Raw genomic sequence first — 22,022 nt, forward strand, 5'->3', positions numbered from 1 at the left:
ACAAGTTATGACTCGTGAATTTGTATTAGCCACCGGAAATAAGGGCAAGGTTAAAGAACTCGCTGAAGTGTTGTCACCTTATGCTATCAATCTGCGGCCCCAATCTGATTTTAATGTTTCCTCTGTGGCAGAAACCGGCAGCACCTTTGCTGAAAATGCCATTATCAAAGCCCGCCATGCTGCATCAGAAACCGGACTTCCGGCAATCGCAGATGATTCGGGTTTAGCGGTAGACGCCCTCGGTGGAGCACCTGGCATCTATTCGGCACGCTATGCAGGAGAAGAGGCCAGCGATACTGACAACATTCACAAGCTACTAAGTGAATTAAAGGATGTTCCTGCACCTCGCCGTGGCGCGCAATTTCACTGTTGTTTAGTATTTATGCGCAGTGCTGAAGACCCAACTCCGGTTATTGCTCAGGGGATCTGGCGTGGACAAATATTAACGCAACCTACCGGCACAGAAGGTTTTGGTTATGACCCGGTATTCTGGGTAGAAGAACATAAACGCAGTGCTGCGCAGATGAGCAAAGCGGAAAAAAACCAAATCAGCCATCGCGGCAATGCCATTAAACTGCTTCTGCCACAATTGCTTGAAGCGGGCGTTTTAACCCAACAAGATTAGTAGATACTCTTAATCGTGCCACCATTATCCCTTTACATTCACATTCCCTGGTGCGTCCAGAAATGCCCTTACTGCGATTTTAATTCCCACGGTATTAAGCAGGGCCAAACCGGCCGCGACTTGCCGGAAAAGGAATACATCATGCACCTGCTTCAGGATCTGGATGAGGACATCCATCGCTATCTGGAACAGGATACTAGCCCAAGAGAAATACACAGTATTTTTATTGGTGGCGGCACACCCAGCTTGTTTTCAGCAGCGGGAATCGCAGAAATTTTACGCGGCGTAGAACAACGTATCCCGTTTGCAAAAGATATTGAAGTTACTCTTGAAGCAAACCCAGGGACAGTGGAAGCAGAGAGGTTTCAGGGCTATGTAGAAGCCGGTGTTAATCGAATATCCATCGGCGTTCAAAGTTTTGATAATGCAAAACTGGTCCGCCTTGGTCGCATTCATGACAGCCAGGAAGCTGCAACAGCGGCGGGCATAGCTCAAAGTGTAGGTTTAAACTCCTTTAACATTGATATTATGCATGGCTTGCCGGAACAATCATTAGAGGACGCCCTGAGCGACCTGAAACAAGCCATAGCCTTAAATCCTCCACACTTATCCTGGTACCAACTTACCATTGAGCCCAATACACTATTTCACTCCAGACCTCCCACTTTGCCTGAAGATGAAACGCTTTGGGATATTCAGGAACAGGGAGATGCGCTATTGCAGGCTGCTGGCTATCAGCAATATGAAATATCGGCCTACAGTAAGCAAGGACAACAATGCCAGCACAATCTGAATTACTGGCGGTTTGGTGACTATCTGGGCATCGGTTGCGGCGCCCATGGCAAGATCACTTTGACAAATAATCGCATCATACGAACTGCCAAAGTCAAGCATCCGAAAGGCTACATGGATTTAACCCGTAACAAGCTATTTCAGGAAACTCAGGTTGATGCAGATGATCTGGGGTTCGAATATTTTATGAATCGCTTTCGTTTACTGGAGCCATGCCCAAAAGATGAGTTGCTACAGCGCACTGGGCTGTCAGCAGAGAGTAAAGAGATTCAGTCGCGTCTGGCAGTGGCATTGCAAAAAGGCTTGTTAACAGAATCCGACACCCATTGGCAGGTTTCGGAATTGGGCAAACGCTATCTCAACGAATTCCTCAGCCTGTTTCTTGAATAAGCTGAGCTAAAGCTTACAGTACACCGACTCTGCGCAGCTCATTCATGGCGGCATCAATACGTTTGTGCTTAACATCACTAAAGCGCCTGCCTTCAATGTTTAGCGCAAAATAATATACCTCTTCACCTTTATCGATAATTCCCACGTACCAGCCCAACGCTTTGTCTTTTGCCAGAGGGCCGCCACCGGTTTTCGCATAAAGAGTGTATTCCTCGGTTTGCTCCACAAGCATAACCTTTTTAAAGGTGTTTAACGCCTGCTCAGATACGTGCAATTCACCACTGTACAGCCGTTGTAAGAAATCCACTTGTTGTATGGCTGATATCTTCATACTGCCGTTTAACCAAAAGGTATCCAGCCCGGAAGAGATGTCATGATTTCCATAACCAAACTGGGTCAGATAGTCTTGCATACGAGCCTGCCCAACCTCAGTGGCAATTTGCTGATAAATCGGCACTGCGGATTTTTGAAACGCGGCTCGAATGACTAATGGTTCCTTGTACCAGACTTCTGGCCACCATTTCTGCACCGGATATTTATCTATATCAAAACTCAATTTTTGCGATGTATCTTTAACAATACCCGTGTCCAGTGCAATCAGGGTGTTGGGGATTTTAAAGGTTGAATAGGGAGTAAAGGCTTGTTTAGCACGTTCATTATTGATAATGGCTATTGATTTCCCGCCCTGCTCTTTCATCACGAAAGTACAATTAATATCGCAACTGGCTTCCTCTTCTGCAACAACACTGAAACTCAAAAGCAACATGCACAAAATGAATTTCTTCAATTTAACTCCGTAATTCTTATTATTATATTAATGGTTAGATAACCTATCGCCACTTCATTTCTGAAACATTCGACTTGCCAACATTGCACAGCTGACAAAGAATTTGAAGGTTATCAATACAAGATTCAAGCTCGGGATACAAAGAGCGAGGTTTAATGTGATCAACATGCAGAATAGCGCCCTGTTCTGGCCCGATTCCACAACAAGCGCACTGATTGCCATATTTGGCAAAAGCTTGGTGACGAAGGATAGCCCACTCTTTTGTTTGTAAAAAGTCGGTCTTGTCTTTGACTTTGTAAGGGACTGTGTCGACACTAAAATGGGTTGCAGGCTGTAAGCCCGGTCCCATAATGGACGCGGAGCAATATCCACACTCAGCATTTTGATTCAACCACGTCCAAATGGCGCGGTAGGCTCCATTCAGCGTTTTGTAGTTTTTTCGCTTTGTAGATTCTTTTCTGAAACTGACCGAATACATGCACACGTCCATTTATATCTGTATTGGAGAAATCGGGTGACCCTGTTTGCTCCGGGACAAATCCCCCAGTAATGCAGTGATGGCTACTCAGCCCTTACCCACGCGGATAACATCAATATCTTTTAGCTGTTTGATTTCATTTCGCAATTCATTCTCTACACGATCCAGGTAGCCCATTTTGTTGCAAAACCACTGCGCTTTTTTACGCAAACTATCGGCCTTCGGACCCACGGTGCGCTCTATCTCATTACCCATTGACTCCAGGCGCTGCGACAACTCTTCCATGCGTTGCTCCATCTGCTCATCGTTTCCTGGTGTCAGGCCACCAATCGCTGATAAAACACCACCTAAAGAGGTATTTATAGCTTCTTCGATTTGAGCTTCTAATTCCTGATCGACCAGATCGTCCACATTTTCTAAACTGCCAGGTCCAATATAATAATTGCCATGGCTATGAATAAACTTCTTCTTAACTTTATCTTTAACCCGATCCAGTGCAGAAGTCAGCTTATCAAAACTCTTGTGGTCTGTACCCACCAGGCCTACATAAACGTGCTCAACCGTTTCAATCGCCAGATCTACACCTTCTGTAGCCAGAATAATCATTTTAGGTACCGAATAATGAATACCGTCAGCCAACTCTTTGAGTTTCTCGGTTTGAGTCTCGTTTAACTCAATCCAGTTTCCCGCCACTATTAGCTGATGGTCATAATTAATTTGGTACAATGTGCGGGACTCATCTATCACCCGAATGCTCTTGTCCGTGACCACCATGCCATAATTAAGATCCACCTCACATTTGAGGTCAGCATGGGCAGACAAGCTGATTGCACTGAAAAATAAAATTACTAATCTAATCATCCGTTTTAAACCGATATCACGACCATTTGATTGTCACAGATAAGTAATACTTTTGCATTTTGATTCCGACAAGCACAACAAAAATCACGTCAAAATGCGTGACAACAATTTTAAACAAGGGTTTTGTGGCTCAGAAAACATTAAGCTGGAGAACTTACTTTCTACTATGCCCGGTTTTTTCCTTCAGTTCGTTCAAGGTAACTTCCACCGCCTCTGCGCGTTTTTTATTCGCGGCCACATCGGTGACATCGTAAATCATCATACACATATGATCCACTTTTCCGGTTGCCCCGGTCAGCGGAGATAAAGTGACGTTCTGATACATAAAATCTTCCGTTCCCGTTATAGGACGGTAATTGGGAAACTTGTAGATATAAGGCCGCTGCTCCCAGGTAATAAAGGCCCGGTTTTTTAGCTCGAATACCGGACGACATTTGTTACGCAACCAGGCTTCATCAATTTCCGGAAACAACTGGAACAGGTTACGGTCTCGAACCTGACTGGGCAATAACCCGCTGTGACTTTCCATAAATGCGTTCCACACCCGCACCTGAAACTGAGTATCCACAACAACAATGCCGACATCTACAGTTTGCAGCATGTCCATCATCCAATGGAATTCAGCTAAATCATCTAAATCGTCTAATTCATCCATTGTGTCATCAATCTTCAAGGAGGTGAGAAAGCTTATAATTCATGGCTTTCATTGATTCTTCGGTTAACAACAGTACCAAATCACAATGTACGTTATAACCTTCCAATCCATAACTTAACTCTATCGCCAGGGTCCGCTTCCAGCGCAGTTTATTACTGGAAATTAATTCAGAGATACTGCGATGTTGTCCTAAAACTACCGGATGCCCCTGACTGAAATACAAATCCAATTGGGAAGCCAAACCATTAAGGCAAGTACCAATTAAAATATTGGCTGCATCCATTAACAGTTCCAACTGCACCTGATCATCCACCTGACCGTTAATCCCCATGATACGGGCAACGTCGCCAAAACTGGAATCACTCAGGATAAACAGCGCTTCTCCGCTAATACCCGGTCCCACGAACCCCTGACAAATGCCAGATACCGAGTCTTTAAGTTCAATATCCTGCAACATCATGTGCAGCTCAGACACTTCAATAAGGTTAACGTTTGGAATAGGCAGGCGCACAAACACATTCAATATTCTGGCAAGGTGATCACCAGCCTGCCCCATGGCAATATTTGTGATCTCCTGATAGCAGTCCCGTATGTCTGGGTCTAACGCATCGACACTGGGTTCGTTTTTGATCTCTTCTTTAACTTCTTCCAGCACCCCGTTGGCTAGCAGAATTTTTTTCAACACCGGCTTACTGACTGGTTTTTCTATAAAGTCTAAAGCTCCAAGGGTTTTTACTCTTTCGTGTGCTTCCGGCTGGATATCTCCCGAAACCACCACAACTTTGGTATCTAAGCCTTCTTTAATGATATTTTCGAGGGTTTCATAGCCATCCATTATGGGCATATTGAGATCGAGCAGAAGAAGCTGACCTTTGCCCTCTTTTAGCGCTTCAATAGCTTCGCCACCATGTTTCGCAAAATGGATCTGCACTTCCCAGTCATCAGGCAAGCATTTGGCTGCTTGCTTACGGGCAACCATTGAATCATCGCAAATCAATACTGAAAACATACCGGTAATTTTTCTCTCGTGTCCCTGTGGGTCTGGATGTATGTATTAAAAAATGTGCCATATACAATAGATAGCAGTAAATTTCAGAATACCCAAAGACTTATATGGACTTATCGAACAGACTACCATGCGACTTTAGTCGAATATATGAATTTTATGCTGCATTTTGTGCGTTTAATGAGCGAAAAATGCCGGTTGCTCAGATAACCGACATTTTTGCAGAACTTGCTCAATGAATTGGTGAGTTTTTATTGCGGATTTCTTCTAATTTATATTTGTACTTACGTGTAACCTTTACCACAGTTTCACATTTTAAATGCGCGAAATATTCGCCATTTGAATTCGGAGTTAGCTTGTTAATTTTGGTGACATTAACCATTGCCGAACGACTGACCCTCGGGAAGTGACTGGCATCCAATTCACTTTCCAGTTGCTTCATGGTTTTGCGAATAATCTGCTGTTTTCCACTCACATGTAAACACATGTAATCACCTACCGCTTCAATCCAGTCGATATCCTGTAAAGCAATCTTTATCCATTCAGTGCCCGACTTAAAGGAAATGTAGTTTTGTAAATCATTGAGCTGGCATTGGTTGTCACTTTCCAGGTTTTCAATAAAACCGTCCAACGTCTTACCGGTTTTGCGGGTTAATAATTGTTGTAGCTTCTCCTGCATAGCGAAGGCTTTTTGTTGTTCAATGGCTTTTTCGATGCGCTGAATACAGATTGCCAGCCGATCGCAGTCCACTGGCTTCAATAAATAATCACATGATTCAAAGTTGAACGCTTCCAGAGCAAAACTCTGATGTGCCGTAGTAAACACCACGTAAGGTAATTGATGTTTTTGTTCCAGTAACTTATTAAGCAACTCAATACCGGTTAACCCTGGCATTTCGATATCCAGAAATACCGCGTCAGGCTGGTGACGAATGATACTGCTCAGCGCTTCATTACCGTTTTCGCAAAGCGGTAAAATCTCAAGGTGAGAGAATTTTGAAAGACGACTCATCAACCCTTGCCGGGCCAATGTTTCATCGTCAGCAATCAATACCTTTACAAACTCTTTGTGCATTAGCTTTTGCCTCGATGAGAGCGTGCAGACCTTTGCTATACGAAATGTGTACCGCAATTTTCGACACGCTCTAAATAAACTCCAAAATTATTCCCCCAAATTCAGCATAGACGAATCAGGCGCTCTAACAATCGCGGGATGTAACAAGCTGTGAAGAATTTGAAATTTGTTTATGTATGGTTACATCTTAGCAGGGCAATATCGCGAACGATTTTTGAGCGACATCCGACACAGCCTGACCTAACCGAAGCTAAAGCTTAATTATTTTGACTACGTCTTAAATTATCGATCTTGCAGTACTCAACCTAACTACAGGCTCTGGTTTTGAGTTTGCTGTTAGATAGACTTTTTTGGCACCGTGGTCTAATTCAACCATTATAAGTTGATTGAAATCATTGTCGGGGCGCCGACTGCGCCTCAAGGGGACCGGGCTGCGCCCCCCTTAAGAATCCCCCGCAGCCCCTGACGCGCAAAATCATAAACTTCGCCATCAGAACAACGACGACCATCAATGACAGCACATCCCTGTGCTGGGCATTGATTGAGCTATCATCCCTGATAGCTCTCATCGTTGTTTTAACTGATGTGACATGGTCAACCAAATTCACACACCTCAGTTAAACGGCTTTTTCTAATTTCTCCATGTCAGCTTCATATTGGTTTGGACTTCTGTAATCCAAGTATGAATGCAATCTTTGGCTGTTATAAAACATCGTAATGTATTGCAGAATATCTTGCTGCGCTGCATGTCGCGTCTGGTAGTAGCGCCATTGCACTCGCTCCTGCTTCAACGTACCAAAGAAGCTCTCTACTACCGCATTATCCCAACAGTCACCTTTTCTGCTCATGCTACCTGTGACCTTGTGGCGTTTAAGCAGTTGTCTGAACTGACGGCTCGCGTATTGTGAGCCACGGTCTGAGTGATGGATCAGACCAGCGTTGGGCTGACGTTGCCACAATGCCATGGTCAGTGCATCACAGACCAGCTGCGCATTCATACGCGATGACATGCTCCAGCCCACGACTTTGCGTGAGAACAGGTCAATTACCACTGCCAGATATAACCAGCCTTCCTGAGTCCAGATATAGGTAATATCGGAGACGTAAGCCTGGTTGGGCTGTTGCACATCAAATTCGCGTGTCAGTACATTGTCGAATACTGGCTGGTTATGATTGCTGTTGGTCGTCACTTTATACTTCTTGCGCCTTTTAACGCTGATTCCTGCTTCTTTCATCAAAGCACGAGTGCGTTGCTTACCTACCGGATAACCCAGTAAATTCAACGCTCGTTTCATACGCCGGACGCCATAGGTAAAGTCACTGGCGTCCGCAATTTTTTCTACCCATTCAATCAATTCATCATGCTGTGGATCTGGCTCCTGGACCTGTTCCCGACGCATCGCACTGTAATAATTATGACGACAGACACCCAATGCCTGACACATCAGGCTGATTGGCCAGGTCTTCTTATGCTGGGTGATGAAACCGTACTTTACCTGGTTTCTTTGGCAAAGAAGACCGTCGCCTTTTTTAAAATCTCTTTCTCCATTTTCAGGCGTTTATTTTCTTCCCTGAGACGGCGAAGCTCCTCTTGCTCTGGTGTAAGTTTGCCATTGCCGCGGAAAGCGTGAGCACCTTCAGATTCCTGCTCTTTAATCCAGCGGCCAAGCATATTGGCACAGATCCCCAGACTTCTTGCTGCCTCGGCAATTTTGTAGTTTTGCTCAGTGACCAGACTCACTGCGTCCAGTTTGAATTCTTTTGAATAGCTTTTTCGGGTTTTCATAAATACTCCAGTTGTGAGAATTATCTCTTAACCGGGTGTGTGAATCTATTGGAACACGTCAATGTCTTAGTTTATTGCGCGTAAAGGGAGATTAGGTTCAGCTCTCCGAACAAATATTGGCGGAACAAAACCCGCAAACGAAGCAGTTTTACTTAATCCCTAAAAGAAGACTATTAGTTTCTGGACACTAAATGAACATTCATGCTCTCGCCCTGTACATCTTAAGAGCAAAGACAATTTGCAAGCAGAATTGCTAAGGTTTAATCAGTGTCGCTGCATATAAAAAAATAGAGGGCGAGGCCCTCTATTTTGTCCAGGATAAAAACATGTATTGCTCTTAGGTTATTACACCTTGCTGTTTACAATGTATCAGCAAAGCGCAATACGCTTGTAGAGACTGAATACTGTTTGTCGGGTTCACTACGCCCAACAACTCAAATGTTACTCAAACTTTATGACAATAAAATCAATCTGAGACGAAATAACAAAAATACCTGATAAAATGTAATTAAATTACAACTTATCACAACTCTGGTATTTAATTTTTCGCTAGGTCTTCGATTACTACGATTTTGCCACTGTGGTCTGAACGCTCAATTAGCAGGTTTGCCGTTTTTTCTGCGCCGTTTAATTTGGCAAAGGTAACGGCATCCTCACCATTGCAAACCAAACCTTCAATCACTTCATCAGCATTCAGGTTGTTCTCCTTGATTTCCTTCATTAGCTGGAAGCGATCATCTGACTTCACTGCTTTACACAGATCCACCAATCGATTTTCAAGATCATTACCAACTGCGTGGGATACGCCAGATAACGCCATTGTGCTTGCTGCGATTACGGTTAAAATTACTTTTCTCATGATGTCCTCACTTGCTGTTCTGCTGCTTTTAGAAAAACTTTTCGTTTAACTCTGACTACAGCTTATGCAGGGACAGTAATCTCAGCATTAAATCTTCGATGTCTGGCGGGACTGCAAGACAGATCGATTAATTAACCATTTATCACGACAATTGACCGCGCTAAACAGGTTGTTTATCGTAACGGCCAATAAAACTCCCGAATGAAGTATTTTTACCACAATGCAGCTTAAACGACGTAATTACCAGGAAGTCAAACAATTTATCTTACCCGGTGATTTGATTGCTTTTAGTGGTAAAAGTGATTTCAGTCGAATTGTTAAGCTAGCTACGCGCTCCAGTATCACTCATGTTGCCATGGTTTTGGATGTTGAAAACCTTCACCACCCTCGCCGCCCTACCGTTCAAAACATTATTGAAGCGGTACGCTTAAACGGCCAATCAGGCGTGATGGTAAACAAACTGTGTGAGCGAATTGAAAATTACCCCGGTGAAGTGTGGTGGTTTCCATTGAATAACTCAGCCAGAAACAAATTAACGCTTAAGCAAAGTCACTGGTATCGATTTTTACACACACAAATATTTAAGCCTTACGATGTAAAACAAGCATTGATGTCGGCGCTGGATATCCCCGCTTTTTTTGGGCCACTGTCAAAGATTGGAAGAAACCGGGAGGACTTTAGTCAGTTCTTTTGTTCTGAACTCATCGCCGAAGCACTGCAACGCGCCACCATAGTGCCGGTTGTGAATTCATCCGAAGTGACACCCATCGATATCTGCCGATTAGCGATATTTGATCAAAACAAAGCCCGGCAATTAAAAGGCAGAGAGAAGTTTATCAGAGGCTTTGCCAGCCAATGCCCGCACCAGTGGGTTAATAAGATCCAATAAAAAAGCCCCTGCGCAAGGGGCTTTTGAAATTGTATCGGACAATCAGATCTAAAAACTAAATCACGCTGTCCTGATGAATTTTCACAAACAGTGGTGTATCAGACTTGCTGTAATCCACTTTGTATTCTTTACCGTTGATGGTCTGAACGAAAAGCAGAGTCTTTTCATCGCCGAATAACTCACCCAGAGTCAGATCAACTAACTCGGCATCCATCATTTTAGCTTCACGCTTATTTTCAGGAACACGGCCGGTGTATTTTTTCACGCCTTTGTGGGTGACGATGATAGGCGGTTGCTCTTCGCCATTGATAATAATTAAGTCCAGTTTACGGACTTTATGAATTATGGTGTTTCTACCACTTACAAGGTAAGGCCTCTCGGTCATTGTCTACTCCAATTCTAAGGCTCTGTCGTTTATATCAGTCTGTAGCCAACAAAATAACTCTAAAAAAGATAACAGAATAATTAATGTTTCACACTTATTATTTAGCTGCAAGTGCTTCAAAACGCAACTTATTTAGGGGTTTTAAGTTAAGTTTGTTGGAATTTTAGCCATTGCACCCTTAAAGATTTTTGTGAAGCAGTCATCAAACTGAATTGTTAACCTTGTTCATCTTTATCGGCACAGCTAGAGTTAGGGTGTTTTGTGCACAATCAGGCTCTACCCTATGACCACCATCTACCGACATTTACTAACTTTTTGTCTGCTGGCGTTTATGTGCGCTTGCCATCAGGCGGCACCTCCGGAAAACAAAGTTGTGCAAATTATTGATGGTGACACCTTATTAATACAGATGCCCGATGGAAAGACTGAGAGCAAAGACCTGTTGTGGATTGACGCCCCAGAGCGAGAACAACCTTTTGGCCGAGAAGCCAAAACCTGGTTGCGTAATAAAGTCTTTGAAAAATCGGTCAACTTCACACAAGATGGAGAAATTATTCTAAAGGGTGAAAATATCAACCTGCTGATGCTCAGAGACGGCTTTGCCTGGCTGGCTCCACAACAACTCAGTTATGAACTACAGTTAGCCTACAGCGAAGCTCAAAATGAGGCTATGAACTCAGGTAAGGGTTTGTGGGGACAAGCTCATGCGTTGCGAATTCCTCCCTGGGTTTGGCGTGAACAAGGCAAACAGAAAAAAGCTAATCCAATGCCGCGCCAGCCAGGATAAATACAACTAACTTTCAGCTTTTTAGTGCTTAGGAGTGATGTTTTGAAACGAATTTTACAGTACTGTCGCTATCTGATGTACTGCACAATATTGTGCCTCTCTGCCCACCATGCCTACGCAGATGCGCCTCTTCCAGAAGTGACTTTAATTGATTTCAAAACCGGCGAAAGCATCTCCACAACAGAATTAAAAGGCAAAGTCGTTTATCTGGATTTTTGGGCATCCTGGTGTAAGCCCTGTAAAAAGTCCTTCCCCTTTATGAATGAGTTACAGCAAAAATACAGTGCTGACACTTTCAAAGTGGTGGCCATTAATATGGACGAATTTGCCGATGACGCTAAACAGTTTTTAGCCGATACTCCCGCTGACTTTGATGTCTATACCGACCCGGAAAACAAACTCGCTGAGAGTCTGCAGTTACCAGGACTCCCGGTTGCCTTTGTCATAGATAAAAACGGCATCATTAAAGGCCGGCACATCGGATTTAATGAGCGCAAAAAGAATAAAAAAATCAAACAAATTGAGCACCTGATAGGAACACCATGAAAAAGATCTTCTGCGTTGTATTAAGTTTACTCAGCACGGCCTGTGTCTCTACGGTTGAGCCGTGGGAAAAAGGTCGCTTCGCCAAAAACGAAATGGCCTTCGAACCTGACGCCATGCAGGCAGCGTTTCATCGCCATGTCTATTTTAGTAAAGAGGCCTCTTCAGGTGGTGCCACCAATAGTGGTGGTGGGTGCGGTTGTAACTAGTCCAGTCAGGTAATACAAGATGAAAAACAATAACGCGCTTTTGGCATTATCCGCTGCGGCTGCCTGTCTGCCTGCGCTACAAGCAAAAGCGCAACAAATCGCTCAGGACTTTCAGGTTGGCGTTCGTCACTACAACTACGAAGAGTCTGCGGTTCCGCAAGAAAACGTATTAAACCAGCAATACGAACGCTACGACATTGAGGTTAATCAGTTTCGTCTGGTAGCGCCATTAAGCGACACCATGCAGATCAATGTTGATTATCAACACGAAAAAATGTCTGGGGCATCGCCTTGGTATACATTCCAGGTACCGGGTGAAGAACCCAAGCAGGTAATGAGTGGTGCGTCTATCGAAGATACCCGAGAAGATGTAGCGGCCTCGCTTAAAATCGCGCTGGACCGAGATGTACTAACCTTGGGTGCCGCTCGCTCTACAGAAGATGACTATAAAAGTCGCAGTTACTCAATCGGCTATGCCAAAGAATCAGAAGACCGATTAACAACATGGACCTTCTCTGCTGATGTCAGCAACGATGATATCAACCCGGTAGACGCAGAAATCTACCGAACACGGCCAGCCACAGAACAGAGCAAACACAGCAATTCATACCTGGCCAGCTACGCCCGCATTATGAATAAGCAGTGGTTACTAAAAGTCGCTGTAGGCTTATCGCGAAAAAGTGGCTATTTGTCAGATCCCTACAAACAGGTATTCGTAGATGGTGCGTTAATTGGAGATTCCCGCCCCGAAAAACGCATATCGCGCACCCTGGCTGTACAGAACCGATACTTTTTGGATGATTTAGATGCGGCACTGCATTTTGATTACCGTTTTTACCAAGATGATTGGGATATTCGCTCCAATACCATAGATTTAGCCTGGTATCAGAATTGGGATTACGGCTTTCAAATTGTGCCTTCTATTCGACTTTATGAACAGTCAGAAGCCTTTTTTTATGAAACCTTCCACACTGATGTGAGAGCTGATGGAAATTACTCCACCGACTATAGACTGTCAGAATACGGTGCAGTAACCTATGGCTTAAAAATAACAAAGGCCTTTGAAAATTGGTCATTAATGCTGAGTGGTGAGAAATACGCCAGCGGTGGCGGTCACTTTTTAGCAGATGCTGACAGTGAACACCCTGCTTTGCTGGATTTCACGTTAATTAGTGTTGGCATCGATTTCACATTTTAGATTATATGGATTTATTTGACTTTCAGTTTAAAGCCATGGGTTCTCCCTGCGCACTCAGCTTTTATTGCGAATCCGAGCAACAGTTCAATCAGACAAAAGTTGCCTGTGTTGAAGAAATGGCCAGACTGGAAGCCAAATATTCCCGTTACCAACCAGACAGCCTGATCAGCAAAATCAATAAAGCTGCCGGAAGCGACCAGCTATTTGAAATTGATACCGAAACCTGGATCCTGATGCAGTACGCTACCATTGCACATCGTGAAAGCGACGGTCTGTTCGATATCACTTCCGGTGTTTTACGCCAGATATGGGATTTTAAAAACCCCAGTGTCCCCGCCCAGGAAGATATTAACCGCACTTTAGATAAAATCGGTTTTGATAAACTGCCAATGGAGCAAAATGCGTTTCGTTTACCCATTGCCGGAATGGAGCTGGACTTTGGCGGCATAGTTAAAGAGTATGCTGCTGACGTATTAGCTAATTTCATCGGAGAAGTGGGTATTCGTCATGGCTTGGTGGATTTGGCTGGCGACATCGCCGCAGCCGGTCCTCATCCAGATGGCAGGCCATGGGAAATTGGTATCAGCCACCCCGCAATTCCAGGTGAGCCTGTCGCAAAAATCGCCCTGCACTCTGGTGGTTTAGCCAGTAGCGGCGATTATGCCCGTTGCTTTGTGCTCAATGATAAAAAGTACAGCCATATACTCAATCCCGTTACTGGCTGGCCGGTGGAAGGACTTTCAGGAGTGAGCGTCTGGGCCGAGCAATGCATTGTGGCCGGTACATTGGCCACCATCACCATGTTAAAAGGTGAAGAAGAAGGTAAAAAATGGATTGCCGAAACCGGTGCACCTTACGTCACCATAGATCAACACTTCAGAGTAGAAAGCCAATTTAAAGGATAGGCTCAGCGCCGGGATCGGCGTGTTGCGGATCGGTTAAAAAACTTTCGTCGGTTAAGCTATGCAAAAACGCCAACAAATCTTGCATATCCTGGTCATTGAGCATAAAGCCATGTATAAACGGGCTTTTTAACGGACTATTGATGCCCGCCCCTCTGCCCCCAGCGGCATAAATGGCAATCACCTCCTCCAGCGTGGCAACGCTCCCATCGTGCATATAGGGTGCACTAACCGCAACGTTTCGTAGAGTGGGTGCTCTGAAATGGCCCATGTGTTCGGGTTTAAGGGTTATTTCCATCAAGCCAGTGTCTGAACCTGGATAAGCCCCCTTGCCATCTTCGTTATACAATCCGGTATTGTGAAACGCTGTCACCTCAAATGCCTGCCCGGCGTGTTTACTGGCCTGACTAAAATTAAAACCACCATGGCAATGATGGCATTCCAGCCGCTCAGAAAAAAACAGCTCCATTCCCCGCAAGGCCGACCCACTCAGGGCGTCATCTTCGCCATAATAGGCATAGCGATCAAAGGCAGAATTAAAAGAGGTTAAACTGCGTACATAGCTGGATAACGCTTTGACAATCAGGTCGAAGCTTAGCGGCTCGCCCGGAAAAGCCGCAGCAAACATGGGCCGATATTTATCGTTATCAAATCGCGCCAAAACATCGGCCTCATGACCGGTAATGCCTAACTCTATTGGCTCCTCACCAAACATGGGAATCAAAATTTGCGCTTCCAGTGTTGTCAGCTCACTGTGAGCCCAGGTCAGATGGGTGTTATAAGCAACATTAATTAAAGGCATACTGTTGCGTCTTACTTTCTGACCGGTGCTGCCTGTGGAATGCGGTAATGGTTCTGCAAAGGCAAACTGCTGCTGGTGACAATTGCCACAAGACTGCACCTGATTTGCCGATAAATTACGATCAAAAAACAGATGCCGGCCCAGCTCCACTTTTTCAACCGTCATGGGGTTGTCAGCTGGAACTACAGGTTCCGGAAAACCCTCCGGGATTTGCCATTGCCAGGGTGTCGGTGCTTTCTGACAATAAGGTAAGATCAGTATTGCAATCAGAAGTATTAAAATTCGAGGCCAGCTCAACGCAATGCCTCCAGGCTAAAAACTGGTTGCTCAGAAGCCGTCAGATTCTCGAATAACTGCTCACATACTGGTTCTTTATCGCCATGCATTACGCAGCGATTGCGTTTTGCAACCGACACGCCCTGTAACAGCCTGTCCAGATGCAGCACTAAAGCCAAAGACTCCTCTTGTGGCACAGAGATTTCGAACCGACTGCGATTGGGTTTTGCACACTCCATTTTTGGTACTCTTACTGCGCTATCAGCCACACAGCCAACACTGCCCAAATGATAAGCCCAGTTATCCTGCTGGCTATGCATGTCGAGGCGTAAAAACTTGTAGCCATTTCGCCAGGTCCAGAACATATCCGGCACATTCAGTGGCACAGGTTGAGTTACCGGGTTACCGTGATTCAAGGCGAACGGCACTCCCAAAGTAAAGGCCAGTGCCGTAGCGGATGTTAGGGGTTTTGCAGAACGCAATGTCACCTGCCCCTGACAGCTTTCGGCATCAAACCGAAGCAATTGTAATTGTGGTACATCGCTGTAAAAAGTCACCGGATACGATTGTTGTTCTGTTATCAAGCTAGCGTCACTCAGGTAAAAAGCAAAGCTATCCAGCTGCCATTGTTGCTCATCGAAAGCTATCGCCTGACAATCTATAGGGTTACCCTGGTGCCACAACTGTACCTGTATTTGTGTGTTTACAGGTTTAGGTGCGCAGGCTGAATTCAACATCAGCAAACTGACGAGTATCACTGGGAAAAGTTTTTGCTTCACGGGAATTCCTGATAAATTCACAATCTTTGGGAATTAAGTGGTGCGTTAAAAAGATAACTATAAACACCCTGCCACCCAACTAACATAAAGACAAAGCCACGCCATGCAGACTCTTGGCAAAAAAGGCTTTGGATTATGGGTTATTTTTAGGTGCGATTAAAGCATTCATAAGGACAATAAATCTATGACAACATCTGCCTTTTTGTCACCTCTGACGGAAACTAAGCTAAACAAGCTGTGTAATAAGATACTGCCCGGAATGCTGGTCGGTAGTATTTTTCTGTCGGGTCTTACGTCGTTATCGGTGCAGGCTCACTCAGAACATGACAAGGCGCGTTTTGTGGCACAATCCGGTAAAGACAGTGGCGATTGTGCCAACCGTTTTCGCCCCTGCCAAAGCATTGCCTATGCACAACTTCAGGCCAAAAAAGGAGATAAGATTTTAGTTGCTGAAGGCAGTTACAAAGTCAGCTCTCCTGCTGATTTATTGCACCTGGATGATCTGATAAACCCGGTGTTTGCCGGATACAGCACCGCTGACCACTATCAAATCCATGCCCCTGAAAAAAATCAAACCACCCTGATAGGTGTGCCTCCTGAATATCGTGCACTTGCCCAGAAAAAAGGCTTTCGGGTAATAGTGGACAGTAAATCAGAGCAATTTTCTGCGGAACTAAAAAAGGCCCATCACCAAATCGCAGCGCTACAAGAACGTCAACAAGGTCTCACTTGCGACAACGGCACAGCATCTGAATTTACCTGCGACAAAGTAGATCTGGTAAGTCATGTTCCTTTATCAGAATTTTCCGCTTCCGCAGCTAATGATATCTGGGGTCATGTGGACCTTAACACCGGACAGGAATACGCCATTATTGGTTTGCGCAACGGCGTATCAGTAGTGAGCCTTGCCGATCCACAAAACCCTAGTGTAGTGGGTAAAATAACCCAGCAAAGCACCACTTGGCGCGACGTTAAGGTATACCAATATTTCGATGCCGAACTGGAACTCTGGCAAGCCTATGCCTACCTGACTGCTGACAACGCCAGCGAAGGCTTAACCATTTTGGATCTTAATGACCTGCCCAACAGCCTGACAGTGGCCAACAAAACCAACACGGACACCAGTGCTCACAACGTGTATATCAGTAATGTGGATTACTCCCTCAACATCGGCCTCAATAACAGCGCCGGTTTACACATTTTGGGGCAGCCCAACTACAGTGGCGCCATGCGCACCTATTCATTGCAAGACCCCACACAACCAGAAGCTGCTTACACGCCAAGCCTGGCAGGCTCATTGTTATATACCCACGATGCCTCGTCAGTGAATATCACCGACGACCGCAAATCACAGTGTGCAAACGCCAATCAAAATGGCTGCACCCTGATATTAGATTTTAACGAAGCCGAGTTTCGCTTATGGGATCACACCAACCTGGACGATGCCAGACCATTAGCTACTACCACTTACGATACTGCCAGTTATGTGCACTCAGGATGGTGGAGCGAAGATCGCAACTATATCTTTGTTCACGATGAACTGGATGAACGCAATCGCGGAATGAATTCAACCCTGTATGTATTTGATATCACCGATTTAACCAGTCCGGTACGCGTTGGTACCTGGACAGGAACCAGCAAAGCCATCGACCACAATGGCTTCGTGCGCGGTAATCGTTATTACATGTCTAATTATGAGCGTGGTTTAACGATTCTGGATATTACCGACGCCACCAACCCACAAACAGTGGGCTTTTTTGATACTTATCCAATATCTGATGGCAGCACCTTTAGCGGTGCCTGGGGCGTCTACCCTTACCTGCCTAGCGGCCTGATTCTGGTTAGTGATATCAACAGTGGTCTTTACGTATTGCGGGATCAAACCCGCAGCGGCGACTTTAATTTCAGTAGTGGAAATGTCACCGTTGATGAAGGTGACAGCATTGAAATTCAGGTTCACAAAAACTTTATTGGCGCAGCCAGTGTCAGCGTTGAGTTAATTGCTGGTACCACAGCCAGCGGCGATTATGAACTGGAAATGGACACACTGAACTGGACTGCTGATGAAAACGACAGCCGTACCATTCGCATTAACACTGTTAATGACGCAGACAACGAGGAACCCACAGAGAGCCTGTTTCTGCGCCTGATGAACCCCACCAATGGTGCCACGTTGGGAGATACCTATTTAACTGAAATCAAAATTCGCGCCAAAATCAACTACGGCAGCATCAGTTTCTCCAGTGACAGCCTGACAGTGCTAGAAACCCAGGGCAGCGCACAAATTACCTTAAACCGCCAACATGGTAACGAACAAAGTATTTCCGTTAACTACGCACTCGAAGACTCCAGCCAGAACGACATCCAACTGGCATCAGGCAGCCTGACATGGACCGATGGTGATACCAATGCTAAAACCATCAGCTTTGACATCATCAATGATGATGAAACCGAAACTGAAGAAAGTTATGTATTGCAACTTAGTGCCGACAACGATGAGTTTATCGGAACCAATGCCAGTATTAACATCATTATCAGAGACGACGACAGCAACCAGGCCCCCATCGTTACCGAATTGTCTGCTCTCACCATCGCTGAAGGTGAATTGGTAGAACTCAGCGCTGAAGGCATCGACCCGGAAGGTGACAACCTGGTGTGGCAATGGACTCAGATTTCCGGCCCAGCAGTGACACTAAACGACAGTGATACCCAAAATGTGTTTTTCACCATGCCAGCCGAAGATGTGCAGTTGCAAGTGACGGCCAGCGATGACTTTGGTGTACAAAGCAGCCAGCAAATCAGCGTAGCGGTGGAAGCAGAGCAAACAACAACACCACCGGCCACAACTACCCCGCCCCCATCCAGCTCTGGTGGCGGCAGCCTGCCTTTAGGCTATGTATTGCTTGGCGCTTTGATGGTAGTGATCAGAAGGTTGAACAATAAAATCGGCTAAATTGACGTAAAAATGCGCAATTGGCAGCAAGTTGTAGACAAACTAATGACAACAAAAATAAAACTGCTATACTGCGCAGCGCTTAAAGGGAACCACTCCCAATCTATAAGCAATTCAAAAATGGCCCTATAGCTCAGTTGGGTAAATTTCGGTCCTCGAAGAGGACGAGAGGTGATTTAACATCACGTCGAGAGAAATTTACGCGAAGACAGGAAGTCTGAGCTGGAATGGCTCACCATGGATGGTTACAACGCACACTAGTGCTACAAAGAAGAAAATGGCCCTATAGCTCAGTTGGTTAGAGCGCCCGACTCATAATCGGTAGGTCCCTGGTTCTTATGTGGTATATGAATTCTCGTATATTGAATAAGACAGAAAGGACAAAGGGTAGAGAAGAAATAAAGAGGACAAGAAGTCCTTGAACTGCGAGTTTACTCGTAAGTAAAAATGGAATTGAGAATATAAATTTAAAACAAGTTTATTAAATTGTTTTAAATGTATATTCTCCTAGATTATACAAAATGAAGAGATGGCCCTTTAGCTCAGTTGGTTAGAGCACCCGACTCATAAGTTATTTGTGACCTATAGCAGTAATGTTATATGGAAAAATCGGATGAATTGCTGGAAAGCTTCGTTTATTTCTAAAATAAACATGCCAATCAGCAGCCAAGCCTGATAAGCGTATCAGGAAGGTTCAGAGACTAGGTGGAGTAACACGATCTTGTTACGTAATACACCATTAGCGTCCGACACCCCACCGTACTAATACGAGGGTGATGATATAGTCCAGGCTTATGTGAAAACATAGGATTATCTGAATCGGTAGGTCCACAGTTCAAGTCTGTGAAGGGCCACCATTTCTTCAATCTTCCTTTACTAGTAAATTCTTTTTTAGTTCATAATAAGTAGACTTTAACGACTCAACACCTCCTTCAGAAATAACTTCAATTGGTTGTTTTCCATCAAAAAATTCATTTTTATTTGGCATTCTCATAAAGCCATATATATTACTTTCATTATTGAATTTTGTTCTTAAAACAGCATGAATGTTTGCAATGTAACTGGCTCGTATGAGCTGCTGATCTGATAAGATTATTTCCTTTTCTTTCCAAGAATTAGGATCTAAACCAAGTATTTTACCTTTTTGTTCAACCCCACATTCCCACTTATCTAAAATATTAATGACTAACTTAACAACGACACAATGTTCTAGATTAGCAGCAAGTAAATCTACGTCTTCGTTTCTTCTCACTTCAGTGTACTCAAGCTCAAGCATCGCAACTTAGCTCGATTGCTTTTATGTAATACTTCAATGCCTCAAATTTTCCATTATTTAATAGCCATTCGGGGGTATGTGAGCCTAAGCTAGGAATAATATCGTTTTTAAACCAGAATATAGCCTCAAGTTCATTATTGAACCAAGGGAGTATTTTCCTCAATATCCAATCTGTTTCCTGCTCCCGCGTCATTGACCTTTTGTCGATTGTGAGAGGAAGTGCGGCAGTATCGTAAAATGGTTTGACTTGGTTGTATTGAATCCAATGTTCTGATTGCTGCAATTGACAAACAAGTTTATCTTCTAATGAGCTATGAAGTTTAGATGTTTCATCAACTACATAATCGACTTTAAGTGCTTTGAAAACCTTGTTGAGTTTTTCAACAGATAATCCATTCAATTCCATTAACTCAGCAGGACTTATGCAGAAATCGTAACAATCAATATCACTTAAAACTGCCCTAATTCTAGAATTCCACAGAGAGTCGTATTCGAATAGAAAAGGGATTTTATCTAATGGTTTTCTAACTTCTTTTCTGAGCCGCTTAATCTTATTATCCGTGTATATTTGATTCATGGTCTCTAAATCATGGGTGAAATGATAAAAGACATAGTCAACACACTTATTTAATTCCTCAGCAATGTTGTAAATCGACTGGCCTCTATAACAAAAGCCTATAATGCGTGAGATATAATCATGTGTGTATTCAACATCAAACTTTAAACAAGGGGCTACTGAATTATGATCTAGTCGAGAATAGGTTTTGGATCGGTCGTAAACTACACAACCACACTTAACGGACAATGCACTCATAATGATACCTATTAAACATAAACCCACCACGCGTATGTCACATAAATCATTAAGTTTTTACGGATGCTGAGCTTCGTCGTATATTGGCGGCACAGGCTGTCCGCACAGCCCTGAATTCATATTGATAACGAATACACAATTAGTCTACGCCAATTAACTTATTTAACTCAAGTCTGGCTACACCAATTAAGAAAAATCGCCGACCTTAATAGTAGTTGATGCGACTTCCCTATGAAGCATCATAGTAAAACTAGCGGGACGGCAATATATATGAATTGTCTTTTCAAGCGCACTGACTCTTAATTTAAAAAGCTTTAACTACGAGGAAACACAACGAGAATGGATAAGAAATCGTTAATCTTGATTGATGACTTTCTCTAATTCAAGCTCATCAATTTTAAGGATATGTGAAATAATTTTTTTAGTCTCAATTCCCTTTAGGTATTTAATCTGAGAGAAGTTTATAGACCAGTCTTGCCAGTTAGTTTTTATAACAGAAATTAATAGAGCTGTGTCTTCGTGTTCCAAGTCCAGTAAACAAGCTTTTATTTCTGGAAGCTCATCTTTTTCTATCGCCGATCTTAGTTTTGCCCAAGACATATAACCAAATACATCAATAGCTAAAGTCATTTGAGCCTGATTTAGCTTGCACCCTGACAAATCAGACAGTGCTCTGGCCTGCCGTTGTGCAGTTCTTAATAATCGTGATTTTCCTTCAGACACTACTAACCCTCAGAGTATCAAGAAATCCACAGCACTTCTGATACCTAGACAATAAGTAGCAATTTTAAAAATGGGCTTTCGCTTCGTAATTGTGGTCACAGGCCGCCATTACGGCCTTTATCAACTATACACAAAATCAATATTACTTTCTTGAAATAGTTAAGCAATTTCG

23 protein-coding genes are annotated in these 22,022 nt (G+C 44.0%); 9 read left to right on the plus strand and 14 right to left on the minus strand.

Features of this window, described 5'->3' with window-relative positions:
• The first annotated feature begins 7 nt into the window (after positions 1-7).
• Positions 8-625, plus strand: a complete 618-nt coding sequence (locus tag ACXAD8_RS05085; RefSeq protein ID WP_475225695.1) for an XTP/dITP diphosphatase — start codon at positions 8-10, stop codon at positions 623-625.
• A 3-nt stretch (positions 626-628) separates the two neighbouring features.
• Positions 629-1,807 carry a radical SAM family heme chaperone HemW gene (hemW, locus tag ACXAD8_RS05090; RefSeq protein ID WP_475232879.1) on the plus strand — a complete coding sequence of 393 codons (1,179 nt, stop codon included), beginning with the start codon at positions 629-631 and terminating at the stop codon, positions 1,805-1,807.
• A gap of 13 nt (positions 1,808-1,820) precedes the next feature.
• On the opposite strand, the gene ACXAD8_RS05095 is transcribed toward hemW, so the two are convergent.
• The 8 genes from ACXAD8_RS05095 to ACXAD8_RS05130 all read right to left on the minus strand — a co-directional run bounded on the left by ACXAD8_RS05095 (position 1,821) and on the right by ACXAD8_RS05130 (position 9,314).
• Positions 1,821-2,573, minus strand: coding sequence for a penicillin-binding transpeptidase domain-containing protein (locus tag ACXAD8_RS05095; RefSeq protein ID WP_475232881.1), 753 nt, complete (start codon positions 2,571-2,573; stop codon positions 1,821-1,823).
• Positions 2,574-2,637: 64 nt separating this feature from the next.
• The gene (locus ACXAD8_RS05100) at positions 2,638-3,072 is read right to left on the minus strand and encodes an HNH endonuclease (RefSeq protein ID WP_475225698.1); all 435 of its coding nucleotides are present in this window, start codon (positions 3,070-3,072) and stop codon (positions 2,638-2,640) included.
• Between the two features lie 87 nt (positions 3,073-3,159).
• A complete protein-coding gene (locus ACXAD8_RS05105; protein ID WP_475225700.1) occupies positions 3,160-3,933 on the minus strand; it encodes a DUF2884 family protein in 774 nt (257 codons plus the stop codon).
• Positions 3,934-4,087: 154 nt separating this feature from the next.
• Positions 4,088-4,588: a PAS domain-containing protein gene (locus tag ACXAD8_RS05110; protein WP_475225702.1), complete on the minus strand. Its 501-nt coding sequence runs from the start codon at positions 4,586-4,588 to the stop codon at positions 4,088-4,090.
• Between the two features lie 7 nt (positions 4,589-4,595).
• Entirely contained in the window at positions 4,596-5,597 is a 1,002-nt protein-coding gene (locus ACXAD8_RS05115; RefSeq protein ID WP_475225705.1) for a response regulator, read from the minus strand.
• Positions 5,598-5,826: 229 nt separating this feature from the next.
• Positions 5,827-6,669, minus strand: coding sequence for a LytR/AlgR family response regulator transcription factor (locus ACXAD8_RS05120; protein ID WP_475225708.1), 843 nt, complete (start codon positions 6,667-6,669; stop codon positions 5,827-5,829).
• Between the two features lie 617 nt (positions 6,670-7,286).
• A protein-coding gene (locus tag ACXAD8_RS05125) for an IS3 family transposase (protein WP_475225063.1) occupies positions 7,287-8,455 on the minus strand; the annotation gives its coding sequence in 2 pieces (ribosomal slippage) (positions 7,287-8,206 and positions 8,206-8,455; 1,170 coding nt in all).
• A 538-nt stretch (positions 8,456-8,993) separates the two neighbouring features.
• Complete coding sequence (locus ACXAD8_RS05130; protein WP_475225711.1) at positions 8,994-9,314, minus strand: DUF3718 domain-containing protein; 321 nt, start codon at positions 9,312-9,314, stop codon at positions 8,994-8,996.
• Positions 9,315-9,534: 220 nt separating this feature from the next.
• Here ACXAD8_RS05130 and ACXAD8_RS05135 point away from each other — a divergent pair, with 220 nt between their 5' ends.
• Positions 9,535-10,203 carry a hypothetical protein gene (locus ACXAD8_RS05135; protein ID WP_475225714.1) on the plus strand — a complete coding sequence of 223 codons (669 nt, stop codon included), beginning with the start codon at positions 9,535-9,537 and terminating at the stop codon, positions 10,201-10,203.
• Positions 10,204-10,258: 55 nt separating this feature from the next.
• Here the strand turns inward: ACXAD8_RS05135 and ACXAD8_RS05140 are convergent, their stop codons facing one another.
• A complete protein-coding gene (locus ACXAD8_RS05140) occupies positions 10,259-10,588 on the minus strand; it encodes a hypothetical protein (RefSeq protein WP_475225716.1) in 330 nt (109 codons plus the stop codon).
• Between the two features lie 283 nt (positions 10,589-10,871).
• Here ACXAD8_RS05140 and ACXAD8_RS05145 point away from each other — a divergent pair, with 283 nt between their 5' ends.
• Genes ACXAD8_RS05145 through ACXAD8_RS05165 form a run of 5 tightly spaced genes read left to right on the plus strand, consistent with a single transcriptional unit; the run spans position 10,872 to position 14,230 of the window.
• Positions 10,872-11,375, plus strand: a complete 504-nt coding sequence (locus ACXAD8_RS05145) for a thermonuclease family protein (RefSeq protein WP_475225718.1) — start codon at positions 10,872-10,874, stop codon at positions 11,373-11,375.
• Positions 11,376-11,417: 42 nt separating this feature from the next.
• Positions 11,418-11,921 (plus strand): TlpA disulfide reductase family protein, encoded by a 504-nt coding sequence (locus ACXAD8_RS05150; RefSeq protein ID WP_475225721.1) that lies wholly within the window; start codon positions 11,418-11,420, stop codon positions 11,919-11,921.
• Entirely contained in the window at positions 11,918-12,127 is a 210-nt protein-coding gene (locus ACXAD8_RS05155) for a DUF4266 domain-containing protein (protein ID WP_475225723.1), read from the plus strand. Before ACXAD8_RS05150 ends, ACXAD8_RS05155 begins: the two co-directional genes overlap by 4 nt.
• A gap of 19 nt (positions 12,128-12,146) precedes the next feature.
• Positions 12,147-13,325 carry a DUF3570 domain-containing protein gene (locus ACXAD8_RS05160; RefSeq protein ID WP_475225726.1) on the plus strand — a complete coding sequence of 393 codons (1,179 nt, stop codon included), beginning with the start codon at positions 12,147-12,149 and terminating at the stop codon, positions 13,323-13,325.
• A 5-nt stretch (positions 13,326-13,330) separates the two neighbouring features.
• The gene (locus tag ACXAD8_RS05165; RefSeq protein ID WP_475225729.1) at positions 13,331-14,230 is read left to right on the plus strand and encodes an FAD:protein FMN transferase; all 900 of its coding nucleotides are present in this window, start codon (positions 13,331-13,333) and stop codon (positions 14,228-14,230) included.
• Here ACXAD8_RS05165 and ACXAD8_RS05170 read toward each other — a convergent pair.
• Entirely contained in the window at positions 14,220-15,326 is a 1,107-nt protein-coding gene (locus ACXAD8_RS05170; protein WP_475225731.1) for an MbnH family di-heme enzyme, read from the minus strand. The genes ACXAD8_RS05165 and ACXAD8_RS05170 overlap by 11 nt on opposite strands.
• A complete protein-coding gene (locus ACXAD8_RS05175) occupies positions 15,323-16,084 on the minus strand; it encodes an MbnP family copper-binding protein (protein ID WP_475225734.1) in 762 nt (253 codons plus the stop codon). Before ACXAD8_RS05175 ends, ACXAD8_RS05170 begins: the two co-directional genes overlap by 4 nt.
• Positions 16,085-16,268: 184 nt before the next feature.
• Between ACXAD8_RS05175 and ACXAD8_RS05180 the strand changes: the two genes are divergently transcribed.
• On the plus strand, positions 16,269-19,037 hold the full coding sequence (locus ACXAD8_RS05180) for a choice-of-anchor B family protein (RefSeq protein ID WP_475225737.1): 2,769 nt from the start codon (positions 16,269-16,271) through the stop codon (positions 19,035-19,037).
• Positions 19,038-19,899: 862 nt separating this feature from the next.
• Here ACXAD8_RS05180 and ACXAD8_RS05185 read toward each other — a convergent pair.
• The 3 genes from ACXAD8_RS05185 to ACXAD8_RS05195 form a co-directional block, all read right to left on the minus strand.
• Positions 19,900-20,313: a hypothetical protein gene (locus ACXAD8_RS05185; RefSeq protein ID WP_475225739.1), complete on the minus strand. Its 414-nt coding sequence runs from the start codon at positions 20,311-20,313 to the stop codon at positions 19,900-19,902.
• Positions 20,306-21,127, minus strand: a complete 822-nt coding sequence (locus ACXAD8_RS05190; RefSeq protein ID WP_475225742.1) for a hypothetical protein — start codon at positions 21,125-21,127, stop codon at positions 20,306-20,308. Before ACXAD8_RS05190 ends, ACXAD8_RS05185 begins: the two co-directional genes overlap by 8 nt.
• A gap of 354 nt (positions 21,128-21,481) precedes the next feature.
• Positions 21,482-21,850 (minus strand): hypothetical protein, encoded by a 369-nt coding sequence (locus tag ACXAD8_RS05195; protein WP_475225744.1) that lies wholly within the window; start codon positions 21,848-21,850, stop codon positions 21,482-21,484.
• Between the last annotated feature and the right edge of the window lie 172 nt (positions 21,851-22,022).

The organism is Planctobacterium sp. AWH2_060, assembly GCF_056158425.1.